We start from the raw sequence: 12717 nt of genomic DNA on the forward strand, positions 1-12717 counted from the left end.
CCCCATGAATAATGGGACGGATTACTGCGCCATTCTGCGCGCGGAAACGCCCATCATTGACGTTCGTGCACCGGTTGAGTTCGCTCAGGGCGCAATGCCCGCCGCCGTTAACCTGCCGTTGATGACCGACGAAGAGCGCGCCGCTGTTGGCACCTGCTATAAACGCGAAGGGGCCGACGCCGCGCTGGCTCTGGGGCATAAGCTGGTTGCCGGCGACACTCGCCAGCAGCGCATTGCGGCCTGGCTGGACGCCTGCCGTGACACACCGAACGGCTACCTGTGCTGCGCTCGCGGCGGGCAGCGTTCGCATATCACGCAAAGCTGGATAAAAGAGCATGGCATCGACTATCCGCTGATCGTTGGCGGCTATAAGGCCCTGCGTCAGGCGGCGATTAAGGCGACCGAAGAACTGGTCCGCCATCCGATAATCCTTATCGGCGGCTGCACCGGTAACGGCAAAACGCCGCTGGTTCGCCAGCAGCCACAGGGAATCGATCTCGAAGGTCTGGCCCATCATCGCGGTTCCTCATTTGGCCGCACGCTCAATGCGCAGTTCTCCCAGGCTACTTTTGAGAACCACCTGGCAACGGCGCTGCTGCAAGGCGCGCATGAACAGGATCGCGTTCGCTGGGTGCTGGAAGATGAGGGCCGGATGATTGGCGCTAACCACCTGCCGGAATGCCTGCGCGAGCGCATGGCGCAGTCGCCTATCGCGGTGGTGGAAGATCCATTTGAGCTGCGCATCGAGCGGCTGCGGGAAGAGTATTTCACCCGTATGCACCACGATTTTTTCACCGCCTACGGTGAAGAACAAGGCTGGCAAGAGTACAGCGCCTATCTGCATCATGGCCTGTTCGCTATCCGCCGCCGTCTGGGGCTACAGCGCTTTGCTGAACTGACCGCCACCCTCGACGAATCACTAGCCGAGCAGCGGCGCAGCGGCTCCACCGAAGCGCATTTCGCCTGGCTGGTACCGCTGCTTAACGAGTATTACGACCCGATGTACCGCTATCAGCTGGAGAAGAAAGCCGACAAGATTGTCTTCCGTGGGACATCAGAAGACGTCGTGAGCTGGCTCTCTTCGCACCCTTAAGCCTTAAATAGCCAGCAGGCCGCAAAGTGGCGCGGAGCTATTTCTCGCATCGGCGGCTCCTGCTGCTGGCACTGCGGCATCACGTGCGGGCAGCGGCTGCAAAAACGGCAGCCGCGCAGTTCCGCCGTAGGGCTGGGGATTTCGCCTTTTAACCCGCCGTCGTCCAACTGCTGAATCCGCGGATCGGCCACCGGTACCGAGGCCAGCAGCGCCTGCGTATACGGATGCGCCGGACGCTGGTACAGCTCGCCCGCTGGCGCTACCTCCACCAACTTACCGAGATACATCACCCCAATGCGGCTGGAAATATGCCGCACCATCGACAGGTCGTGAGCGATAAACAGATAGGTCAGCCCCAGCTCCTGCTGCAGGTCCTGCAAAATGTTCACTACCTGCGCCTGCACCGACACATCCAGCGCCGACAGCGGCTCATCGCACAGCACAAACTCCGGGCGCACCGATAGCGCACGGGCAATGCTGATGCGTTGGCGCTGCCCGCCGCTGAACTCATGGGGGAAACGGGTCAGATGCTCAGGCTTAAGCCCCACTTTGTAGAGCATTTCCTCGGCGCGCTCGCGCTGGGTATGGGCATCATAGCCATGAATTTTCATCGGCTCAGCCACCAGCTGTTGTACCGTCATACCGGGGTTAAGCGACGACCACGGGTCCTGGAAAATAGCCTGCATCCGGCGGCGTAACGGCTTGAGCGTTTTCTCCGATGCCTGCGCAATATCCTGCCCGGCGAATTCAATGTCACCCGAGGTGATATCAAACAGCCGCAGAATCGACCGCCCGACCGTCGATTTACCGCAGCCGGACTCCCCCACCAGGCCGAAGGTTTCGCCCGGCTGAATATCAAAGCTGACGCCATCAACGGCTTTTACCAGCCGTTTTTGGCTGAAGATGCCGCCATTGAGGGCATAATGTTTCCGCACCTCGCGCAGACGAATTAACGGTGCCTCGCTCATGCCGATACCTCCTGTTCTGCCGATAACCAACACGCGACCCGATGGCCTGCGCCACATTGACGAAACGCCGGCTGCGCCGCGCACTGCGGCATACGCAGCGAGCAGCGTTCGGCAAACGGGCAACCCGGCGGCGGGTTCAGCAGCCCCGGCGGGGAGCCTTCAATCGGCGAGAGCCGGTGCTCCGGGTCATCGGCGCGAGGCAGCGAAGCCAGCAGCCCCTGGGTATACGGGTGCGCCGGGCGCAGGAAAATGTCTTCGGCGCTGCCCTCTTCCATCACCAGCCCGCCGTACATCACCACCACGCGGCTGCACATCTGCGCCACCACGCCAAGGTCGTGCGTAATCAGCAAAATCGCCGCCTGGGTTTGCTGCTGCAGCGATTTCAACAGCCGCAGGATTTGCGCCTGAATGGTCACGTCCAGCGCGGTAGTCGGCTCGTCGGCAATCAGCAGCTGCGGGTCACAGGAGAGCGCGATGGCAATCATCACCCGCTGGCGCATCCCGCCGCTGAATTCATGCGGATACTGCTTAAAGCGCCGCGGCGCATCGGCAATACCCACGCTTTCCAGCATCGCCAGCGCCTTTTCGTTGGCGGCTTTGCGGCTTAGCCCTTTATTGCGCATCAGGATTTCCGTCATCTGCCGGCCAATCGTCAGCACCGGATTAAGCGCGGTCATCGGGTCCTGGAAAATCATCGCGATGTCGTTGCCACGGATTTGTCACATTTGCTGCGGCGTTTTCTGCGCCAAATCGTCGCCGCGAAAACGTACGCTGCCGCCGGTGATTTTGCCGTTATTGCCCAGCAGTTGAAGAATCGATTTACAGGTTACGCTTTTGCCGCACCCGGATTCTCCGACGATGCCGACCAGTTCCCCGGCGTTAAGCGCAAAACTGACGCCGCGCACCGCGTGAACTTCCCCATCGCGGGTGAAAAACGAGGTTTGCAGGTTATCAAGCTCAAGTAAGTCAGGCATCGCGGTTGGCCCCCGGTTCGAAGGCGGTGCGGAACACGTCGCCAAGTACGTTAAAGCTAAAGACGGTCAGCAGAATCAAAATGCCCGGGAACATGGCCAGCCAGGAGGCCTCGCCGATATACGACTGGGCGTTGTTGAGCATGCTGCCCCACGATGCGGCGGGCTGCTGGACGCCAAGGCCAAGGAAGCTCAGCGTCGACCCCATGAGAATCGCCGAAGCAATATTGAGCGTCGCGGCCACGATAATCGTCGGCAGCACGCCGGGAATAATATGCCGGGCGATAATACGCAGCGGGCTTTCCCCGGAGGCTCGAGCATAGAGAACGTATTCACGCTCCTTGATAGACAGGGTTTCCGCGCGCACCAGCCGCGACATGTTCATCCACGTCAACAGGCTGATAATCATAATGATGTTGTCCACACCCGGCTTCAGATAGGCGTTCAGCACCAGCAGCAGGAAGAAGGCCGGGATCGCCATCAGAATATCGACAGCGCGCATCATCAGGTTGTCCAGCCAGCCGCCAAAATAGCCGCTGATAGTGCCCACCACGGTGCCAATCAGCGTGGAAAACAGCATCGCCAGAAAGCCAACCATCAGCGAGATGCGACCACCGGAAAGCGCGCGGGTAAAATAGTCGCGGCCATATTCATCGGTGCCAAACCAGTGTGCGCCATCGGGCGGCAGCATGCGGGCGGCCAGCGACATCTGATCCGGATCGTAAGGACTGAAGCCCGCGGCAAGCGCCGCGACCACAAAGATAAACAAAACCAGCAGGGAAAACTGCGCCGGACGATTGCGGCGGAGCTGGTGGCGAACGTTTTGCCAGCGTCGATTCATCGTCGGTTACCTCATTGTACGAATGCGGGGATCGGCAAAGCGATACAGCAGATCGGCCAGCAGATTGCCGACGATCAGCATCAGCGATGACAGCAGGATAATCGCCATGATCAGCGGATAGTCCAGCGAGGTGATCGCCTGGATCCCCAAAAGCCCCATCCCCGGCCAGGAGAAGACGCTTTCGGTCACGTACGCGCCGACCACCAGCTCACCAAACGACAGGCCGAACAGGGTGATCACCGGCAGCAGGACGTTTTTCAGCACGTGACGGAACAAGATCGTGCGATAGGTCGCGCCGTAGGCCAACTGCGTCTGCACATAGTCCGCCGACAGCTGGGTAATGGTGTTAGAACGCACGTAGCGCACGTAGGTCGAGAGGTTATAAAACGTCAGCGCGATACACGGCAGCACACCGTGGCGCATGACATCAAGCCAGCTATCTTCAACGCCAATGGTGCGCATCCCCATGCTGGGAAACCAGTTGAGCTGCACGGCAAAAACGGTAATCAGCAAAATACCAAACCAGAAGATCGGCACGGAGATGCCGATGTAGGCGAACAGGTTCAGCACGTAATCCAGCCAACGATGCTTAAACGCACCGGCCAGCAGCCCCAACGGCACCGCCAGCACAATCGCCAGCAGCAAAGACGCGCCCATCAGACCAAGTGTACGCCAGACGCCCTTCCGGGTAGACCACAAAGTTGAATTTATCGGTTTTGGTCAGACGTGATACGTCCTGTGGGTCGACCATCTTGAGATTGATTTCGCCATTTTGCAGCGCCAGGTTCGCCGAGTTGCTGTCTTTAGCAAAACGGTAGGTCACGGAATCCAGCTTGGCTTTGCCGTTCCAGTAATCGTCAAAACGCGTCAGGGAATAGTACTGACCCGCACGATACTCTTTAAATTTGAACGGACCAGAACCTACTGGCGCGTCGTTTTTGCTGCTCTTTTCCAGATCGCTTTCATTAGCGAACACATGCTGTGGGATCGGGTAGATCTGCACCAGCGTGCCAACAAACGCCGCGCTCACCTGCGGTAGCGTGAACTTCACGGTTAAGTCATCCACCTTGCTAACCTGCACCGGTTTGCCGCCAAACATAAACATGCTGCGGAAGAAGCTGTGCTGTTTTTCGTCCAGCAGCTTATCGAAGGTGAAGACTACGTCAGCGGCGGTGATCGGCTGACCATCCTGCCATTTCAGATTCGGTTTGAGCTTGAGGATATAGCTCAGGTTGTCGGCGGATGGTTCCAGGCTTTCCGCCAGGCCCCACTCAATTTTGCCGTCGTTATAGCTATACAGCGGTGCGTACAGCGCCTGCATGATGGTCAGCGTGGTGCGGTCACTGGCGTAAATCGGATTCACTGCCAGCGGGTCGCCGGAGGTAATGCCAATAATCAGCGAGCCACCGTCTTTTGCCGCGCTGCTGCTGGCTGCCGGGGCATTCGCGGTGTCTTTATTTTTTGCATCGTCACAACCGGTGAGACCCAGCGCCAGTGAAATAAATGCAGCGGGGATAAATAATTTACGCATACGTCATTAACTCCTTACCCTTTTAAATTCTTATTCCTGCAAAGAAATAAACCGACAGACCGGTGTCCAACATTTCTTTCAACAGCGTGGCGCGGGTTGAATACCCGGTTTTATATTTAACTCGGTATATAAGCGCCTTAATCAATAGGTACGCAATTGAATCCCCTTCACCTTGTTAACCGCTTCACAATTCCATACCGGATAGAAAAGTCAGAATTTACAGACAGATAAGGCTCTGCTGTCAACAACATGAAATGAAAAACAGGGATAGTTGAGGAGCGAAATTATAACCAGTTGATGTGTAACAAAAAAGCGGGAATGGTGGCAGAAGCTAGACGTTTTTTAGCTAAGGAAAGTTGAAAATAAACTATGCAAAGGGCGGCCAGCGCCGCCCTTTCATTCACAAAACCCTTCACACTGCCAATGCTGAAACCGCGAGAAGGGTTATGTGTTGACGATTAGAAATCGTAACGCAGACGCACCAGGTTCATATCACCCAGGTCATCGGTGCTGGAGGTAAAGACGTGTTCATAGTCAACACGGAAACCGTAATCCAGCTGGAAGCTGATACCCACGCCGTTATCGATGCGCTGGTAGTTGCGACCATTCACGTATTCGATACGGTCACCCATGAAGTATGGCTGAACGGATTTAAGCGCGTACTGGCCAACCGGGATTTTGTAACCCGCGAAGTATTCCACACCCCATGCATCACCGGCGAAGTAGTCGTGAACGGACGATTTCTTGGTGGTCATGAAGTTCTGGTACCAGCCGCCACCAACGGAGAAGGTCCAGTTGTCAGGCGTCCAGCTCAGTGCGGTACCGAGGATGTTCTGATCGTAGGTTTTGCCGTCGCTGTTGTTGATGTTGCTCATGTCCGCACGGGTATAGTTCCATGCAGTACCCCAGGAAAGATCGTCAGTGATGTGGTAATCCACACCCAGTGAACCGCCGCCTTTACGTTTGTACATCAGGCCGTTGTTCAGGTTCAGGTCGTCGCTGAACAGGTAAGAAGCGTAGAGATCAACATCGCCTACGGTTTTCTTATACTTCAGAGATTTACGGGTACGATAAGAACCATCGTAGTCACCGTTGATACCGTTACCTGATGCCTGACCAATCATGTCATAGTCCCAGATATCGGTTTTCGCACCGACCACATCGTAGTAGATGCTGTTTTGTTGACCGAAGGTCAGCGTACCCCAGGTGTCACTTTTCAGACCGGTGTAGAGCATACGACGAGTGGTGTCGTTTGCGCCTTCGGCGTGGTGGTTATCCCAGTCGAAGACCGCTGGAATGTTGACACCCAGTTCGTAGTAGCTGACCCAGCTAATATCGTCGAATAGGTAGTAATCAGCCGCGAAGCGGAAACGGGTGCCGCCGTCAAAGCCGTTACGCTTGTAGCCGTTTTTACCGTCATCGCCGTTCATGTTTTGGAACTGTGGACGGATACTCCCGCCTACGGTGAAGTTCAGACGGCTCAGCGGATTACCAGCCTGAGGATCCTGCTTAAGCAGGGTAATTTCAGCCTGGGATGCGAAAGACGTCAAAGCCACTGCAGCACCGATCGATAACGCCAGTGCTTTCATTTTTATAGTCATTATTTTTCCTTGATAGATTGCAAGCCAACTATCTGGCTAACAAATATTATCGTTTATTAATAAATTACACCTCGCTGATTTTTAATGAAACGTGCGCTTTAGGTTTCCAGATTTACCGAATGGTGCCGTAAAAAAGGCAATTTGATGAAAGGATGGGCAATTTTATGCGGCCAGGGCGAACTCCCGTGGACAGTTCGTCGGCCAGATGAGCGGTTTACCCTGCGTTCACCCCGCGCAGACGGATGGAGAGAGACGCTTATCCGGCCCGGATAAGCGTCATAATAGGACAATCCTGCGTTAGCTGGAGAACTGGCGGAACAGCGCTCGACCTTTCAGCAATCGCAGCCCCAGCCCGCCGCCGCACAGCGACAGCAATAGCGCCCCGCATACCGGCAACGCCACCCACAGACGCCAGTCCGGCGACCATGGGAAATCAAATACCTTGCTTTGCAACAGAGCCAGCGCGGTTTCCGCCCCGATGGCTGCCACCAGGCCTGAAATCGCCCCGAGCAGCGCGAACTCTGCCCACAGCGTGGCGCGCAGCAGCGATTTGCCAGCACCCAGAGTACGATAGACCACCAGCTCCTGATGACGCTGGCGCATCCCCACCTGTACCTGCGCCAACAGCAGCAGCACGCCACAGGCGGTCACCAGCACCACCATTACTTCCAGCGCCCGGCTGACCTGAGCCAGCACCTGACCGACCTGTTTCAAAATGGCACCGATATCCAGCAGGCTCACCGTCGGGAACTCGCGGTTAAGCTGGGTTAACAGTGACGTATCGCGATCCCAGCGGAAGCTGGTCAGCCAACTCTGTGGCTGCCCGTCCAGCGCGCCGTCAGGGAAGATAAAGAAGAAGTTTGGCCGCAGGCTCTCCCAGTCCACTTTCCGAATACTGCTCACTTTCGCGCTGAAATCCTGAGTATCGCCGGTAAAGGTGACGCTATCGCCGAGGCTAATATTCAGCCGCTGCGCCAGCCCCTCTTCAATCGACACCTCTCCGGGTTTCGGTGGCCAGACGCCCGCCACCAGCGGATTGTGTTCCGGCCTCTGATTTTGCCAGGTTAAGTTCAGCTCACGGTTCAGCGACTCGTCTTTATTACCTTCCGTGCTGTGACCATCAATCTGCGTCAGACGGGCGCGAACAATCGGATAGAACGCGGCCGGGATCACCTGATGATCGGCAAGGAAGGTTTTGACCTCACTCACCTGCTCAGGGGCAATATTAATCAGGAAGTAGTTTGGACTTTCCGGCGGCAACTGCTGCTGCCAGCGATCGAGCAGATCGCCGCGCAGCACCAGCAGCAACGCCAGCAGCATAAACGACAGCGAGAAAGCCGCCAGCTGGCTCAACGTTGACCACGGCTGGCGCAGCAGACGATTAACCGCCAGACGCAACGGCAGCGCGCGCAGAGTCAGCCGTTTAAGCACTTTTAGCAGCAGCCAGCCGACCAGTCCGCACAGCGCCGCCAGCACCACGGCCCCCGCCAGAACCGACCACAGCAGCGGGCTTGCGCCCATCAGCCACGCCAGAAGTGCCACGGTAATCACGCAAACCACCGGCAGATAGATTTTCAGCGGCCAGACGTTGGCTACCATATCCTGGCGCAGCACGCGCAGGGGCTGGGTTGCCAGCAGCAAACGATAGGGGCGCAGGCCGACCAGCAGCGAAATCACCGCCATCGACCCTACGGCCCACAGCCACGGCCAGGCGCTGGCAGCCGGTAACGCCGCTGGCAGCACCGGTTTTAGCAGCGTTAGTAGGATAGACTCAAACAGCAGTCCCATCGCGCCGCCCGCCAGCGCCGACAGTGCCAATAGCAGCAACCACTGGCCGATAATCAACTTGCGTAACTGCGCCCGCCCGGCACCCAGCGTTTTCAGAACAGCCACCAGATCGTAACGGCTGCGGCAATAGTGCCCCATCGCCACGGCAACGGCGGCTACCGCCAGCAGCAGCGTTAACAGCGCCGACAGCAGCAAGAACTGCTGCGAACGTTGCAGCGATTTGCCTAACGCTCCGTCATCCTGATTTGGTCCAATCCAGCGGTGTTCTGGCTTAAGCTGCGGCAGCAGCCAGCTTTCGTAGCTCGCCAGCTGCGCTGGCGTGCCGGCAAACTTGTAGTTCCAGCTCACCCGACTGCCGGGCTGTACCGCCCCGGTTTTCGCCACGTCCGCCAGGTTCATCATCAGGCGTGGCGCCATCTGGAAGGGGTTAAAGCCGCTGTCCGGCTCCTGTACCACCTCACCAGCAATACGCAGCGTGGCATCGCCGACGTCAATGTTATCGCCGGTTTTCAGATTCAGTAGCGCCATCAGCCGCGGTGCCATCAGCACCGTACCGGCCTGCGGTTTGACGTTTGCCGGCAGCGTTTGCAGCTCACCGTACAGCGGATAGCTATCATCCACCGCTTTAACATCCGCCAGCTGCGGCGTGTCGCCCGCCCAGGTCATGGTCGAGAAGTTAATCTGCTCGCCGACCGTCAGACCCAAAGAGCGCGCTTTCTCCAGCCACGCGGGCGGCACTTCACGCGAACTGCGCAGCGCCCGATCGCCAGCCATATAGTCACGACTTTGCTGGTTGAGTCCTTTATCCATACGATCGCTGATGCTGCCCAACGCCAGCACGCAGGCCACCGCCAGGCTTAGCGCCAGCCAAACAATCAGCAGCGACGGCGAACGCCATTCGCGCCAAAACCAGCGTAGGATCATGCTTCCTCCCGCAGTTGCCCATCGACCAGGCGCAGGCGACGATCGCAGCGCGCGGCCAGTTGGGCATCGTGAGTAACCAGAATCAGCGTCGTGCCGTGTTCACGGTTTAAGGAGAACAGCAGGTCAGCAATTTTATCGCCGGTATGACGGTCGAGGTTGCCGGTCGGCTCATCGGCAAACAGCAAATCTGGCTTGCCGTTAAAGGCGCGTGCCAGCGCCACACGCTGCTGTTCACCGCCAGAAAGCTGCGCCGGGAGATGATGCAGGCGCTTGCCCAGCCCCAACTGTTCGAGCAGCGCTTTCGCCCCCTGCCGACTCTGTTTATCACTTTCACCACGTAGCAGCGCGGGCAGCTCAACGTTTTCCAGCGCATTCAGCGTTGGAATCAACATAAACGATTGAAAGACAAAACCGATATGCTGAGCGCGCAGGCGAGCACGCGCCTCTTCATCCATTTTCTCCAGCGGGTGGTCCAGCAGCTTCACCTGGCCGCTGCTACCGTCATCCAACCCGGCTAAGATAGCCAACAGCGTCGACTTTCCGGAGCCAGACTCGCCAATTAAAGCAAGGGTTTGCGCCGGTTTGACAATCAGGTTAACTCCGGTAAGGATGGAAAGCTCATGCTCCCCCTGACCGACGGATTTCTTAAGATGATGAACTTCAAGTACGTTTTCCGCTGGCATTTGCCTGTCCTGTTTTTGATTCTGTTAAGCTTTCGCGCCGCGGCGGCGGACACGCTGTTAGTGCTGGGTGACAGCCTTAGCGCGGGCTATCGTATGGCGGGCAATACCGCCTGGCCTGCCCTGTTGAACGACAAATGGCAGCCGAAAATCAACGTGATCAACGCCAGCATCAGCGGCGACACCGCCCAACAGGGACTGGCTCGCCTGCCCGCTCTGCTCAAGCAACACCAGCCGCGCTGGGTACTCGTGGAGCTTGGCGGTAACGATGGGCTGCGCGGTTTTCCACCGCAGCAGATTGAACAAACTCTGCGCACCATTTTGCAGCAGCTCAAAGCGGCCAACGTCGAACCGTTTTTAATGCAAATTCGTCTGCCCGCAAACTATGGACGCCGCTATAATGAGGCCTTTAGCGCCGTGTATCCGAAGCTTGCCAGCGAGTTCACCGTTCCACTGCTGCCCTTCTTTATGGAAGAGGTTTATCTCAAGCCGCAGTGGATGCAGGATGATGGCATCCATCCCAACCGTGACGCCCAGCCGTTTATTAGCGACTGGATGACGGCACGTCTGGCTCCATTAGTTAATCACGACGCCGGAAAGTAAAGCGGTGTCTTCAGGTAAAGTTATGCAAAAATCGGTCTTAATTACAGGATGTTCCAGTGGGATTGGTCTTGAAAGCGCACTTGAACTAAAACGCCAGGGGTTTCACGTGTTGGCCGCCTGCCGCAAACCTGATGATGTAAAACGCATGGATGGGATGGGGCTGACGGGCATTCTGCTCGACCTCGATAGCCCGGAAAGCGTCGATAACGCCGCCGATCAGGTTATCGCCTTAACCAATAATCGCCTGTTTGGCCTGTTTAATAACGCCGGATATGGCGTTTATGGCCCGCTGGAGAGCATCAGTCGCGCGCAGATGGTGCAGCAATTTTCCGCCAACTTTTTTGGTGTCCACCAACTGACTATGCGCCTGCTGCCCGCTATTGTGCCGCACGGTGAAGGCCGGATCGTGATGACATCATCGGTGATGGGGCTGATTTCTACCCCGGGCCGTGGCGCGTATGCTGCCAGCAAATACGCGCTGGAAGCGTGGTCCGACGCGCTGCGCATGGAGTTACGCCATAGCGGCGTTAAAGTCAGCCTGATTGAGCCAGGTCCGATTCGCACCCGTTTTACCGAAAACGTCAATCAGACCAGCGATAATGCGGTAGAGAACCCGGGGATCGCCGCGCGCTTTACGCTGGGCCCGGATGCGGTGGTAGAGAAAGTGCGCCATGCGTTTATTAGCGATAAGCCCAAGCTGCGCTATCCGGTCACGCTGGTGACACATGCGGTAGGTTGGTTAAAACGCCTGCTGCCGGCTCGACTGATGGACAAAATTCTGCAGGGCTAAGTTGAAGCGCACGCTTTTGCCCCCATCTCGAATACAAACCGATTATAGGGAATGACTTATGTCCGTACAGAGTATCGTAAACATCACCGAAGCTAACCTGCACCAGACCCTGGAGCAATCCGCCTCCATTCCGGTGCTGTTCTATTTCTGGTCTGAACGCAGCCAGCACTGTCTGGATCTGACGCCGGTGCTGGAAAGTCTGGCCACCCAGTACAACGGCCAGTTTATTCTGGCGAAGGTTGACTGTGATGCCGAGCAAATGGTCGCTTCCCAGTTTGGTCTGCGCGCGATTCCAACCGTGTATCTGTTCCAGAACGGTCAGCCGGTCGATGGTTTCCAGGGCCCGCAGCCGGAAGAAGCGATTCGCGCGCTGTTAGATAAAGTGCTGCCGCGTGAAGAAGAGCTGAAGGCTCAGCAGGCGCTGGCGCTGATTCAGGAAGGCAATCACGCCGACGCCCTGCCGCTGCTGAAAGACGCCTGGCAGCTTTCCGGCCAGGATAGCCAGATTGGCCTGCTGCTAGCGGAAACGCAGATTGCGCTTAACCGTTCCGAAGATGCCGAAGCGGTGCTGAAAACCATTCCATTGCAGGATCAGGATACCCATTATCAGGGTCTTTTGGCGCAGATTGAATTACTGAAGAAAGCGGCCGATACACCGGAGATTCAGCAGCTGCAACAACAGGTTGAGCAGAACCCGGAAGATGCCGAGCTGGCCTCTAAGCTGGCATTACAGCTACATCAGGTGGGACGTAATGAAGAAGCGCTGGAGCTGCTGTTCAGCCACCTGCGTAAAGATTTAGGCGCGGCGGATGGTCAGGCGCGCAAAATGCTGCAGGAAATTCTGGCGGCGCTCGGTACCGGCGATGCGCTGGCGTCGAAGTACCGTCGCCAGCTCTATTCCCTGCTGTACTGATTGCTCGTCTGAAC

The 12717-nt window shown here is 57.1% G+C and carries 11 protein-coding genes and 1 pseudogene; 4 read left to right on the top strand and 8 right to left on the bottom strand.

Features of this window, described 5'->3' with window-relative positions:
• Positions 1-4 precede the first annotated feature (4 nt).
• Entirely contained in the window at positions 5-1093 is a 1089-nt protein-coding gene (mnmH, locus tag ABOC97_RS15275) for a tRNA 2-selenouridine(34) synthase MnmH (protein WP_349599246.1), read from the top strand.
• Here mnmH and ABOC97_RS15280 read toward each other — a convergent pair.
• From ABOC97_RS15280 to ybbA, 8 genes and pseudogenes are all read right to left on the bottom strand, one after another.
• Complete coding sequence (locus ABOC97_RS15280) at positions 1090-2061, bottom strand: ABC transporter ATP-binding protein (RefSeq protein WP_349599249.1); 972 nt, start codon at positions 2059-2061, stop codon at positions 1090-1092. The two genes, mnmH and ABOC97_RS15280, sit on opposite strands and share 4 nt — an antisense overlap.
• A pseudogene (locus tag ABOC97_RS15290) lies at positions 2058-3035 on the bottom strand (ABC transporter ATP-binding protein). Before ABOC97_RS15290 ends, ABOC97_RS15280 begins: the two are co-directional and overlap by 4 nt.
• Positions 3028-3873, bottom strand: a complete 846-nt coding sequence (locus tag ABOC97_RS15295; protein WP_349599252.1) for an ABC transporter permease — start codon at positions 3871-3873, stop codon at positions 3028-3030. The pseudogene ABOC97_RS15290 and the gene ABOC97_RS15295 overlap by 8 nt, the downstream one beginning before the upstream one ends.
• Positions 3874-3879: 6 nt before the next feature.
• Positions 3880-4530: an ABC transporter permease gene (locus ABOC97_RS15300; protein WP_349599255.1), complete on the bottom strand. Its 651-nt coding sequence runs from the start codon at positions 4528-4530 to the stop codon at positions 3880-3882.
• Complete coding sequence (locus tag ABOC97_RS15305) at positions 4463-5404, bottom strand: ABC transporter substrate-binding protein (RefSeq protein ID WP_349599258.1); 942 nt, start codon at positions 5402-5404, stop codon at positions 4463-4465. The genes ABOC97_RS15300 and ABOC97_RS15305 overlap by 68 nt, the downstream gene beginning before the upstream one ends.
• A 458-nt stretch (positions 5405-5862) precedes the next feature.
• Entirely contained in the window at positions 5863-7005 is a 1143-nt protein-coding gene (locus ABOC97_RS15310) for a porin (RefSeq protein ID WP_349599261.1), read from the bottom strand.
• A gap of 297 nt (positions 7006-7302) precedes the next feature.
• Positions 7303-9717, bottom strand: a complete 2415-nt coding sequence (gene ybbP, locus ABOC97_RS15315) for a putative ABC transporter permease subunit YbbP (RefSeq protein WP_349599264.1) — start codon at positions 9715-9717, stop codon at positions 7303-7305.
• Positions 9714-10400: a putative ABC transporter ATP-binding protein YbbA gene (ybbA, locus tag ABOC97_RS15320; RefSeq protein ID WP_349599267.1), complete on the bottom strand. Its 687-nt coding sequence runs from the start codon at positions 10398-10400 to the stop codon at positions 9714-9716. Before ybbA ends, ybbP begins: the two co-directional genes overlap by 4 nt.
• Between ybbA and tesA the strand changes: the two genes are divergently transcribed.
• Genes tesA through ABOC97_RS15335 form a run of 3 tightly spaced genes read left to right on the top strand, consistent with a single transcriptional unit; the run spans position 10368 to position 12703 of the window.
• On the top strand, positions 10368-11000 hold the full coding sequence (tesA, locus tag ABOC97_RS15325) for a multifunctional acyl-CoA thioesterase I/protease I/lysophospholipase L1 (protein WP_349599270.1): 633 nt from the start codon (positions 10368-10370) through the stop codon (positions 10998-11000). The genes ybbA and tesA overlap by 33 nt on opposite strands.
• 22 nt (positions 11001-11022) lie before the next feature.
• A complete protein-coding gene (locus ABOC97_RS15330) occupies positions 11023-11790 on the top strand; it encodes an SDR family oxidoreductase (protein ID WP_349599272.1) in 768 nt (255 codons plus the stop codon).
• Between the two features lie 58 nt (positions 11791-11848).
• On the top strand, positions 11849-12703 hold the full coding sequence (locus ABOC97_RS15335; RefSeq protein WP_349599275.1) for a co-chaperone YbbN: 855 nt from the start codon (positions 11849-11851) through the stop codon (positions 12701-12703).
• Positions 12704-12717 lie beyond the last annotated feature (14 nt).

This window comes from Kluyvera huaxiensis (assembly GCF_040149365.1).
Lineage (GTDB): Bacteria > Pseudomonadota > Gammaproteobacteria > Enterobacterales > Enterobacteriaceae > Kluyvera > Kluyvera intermedia_A.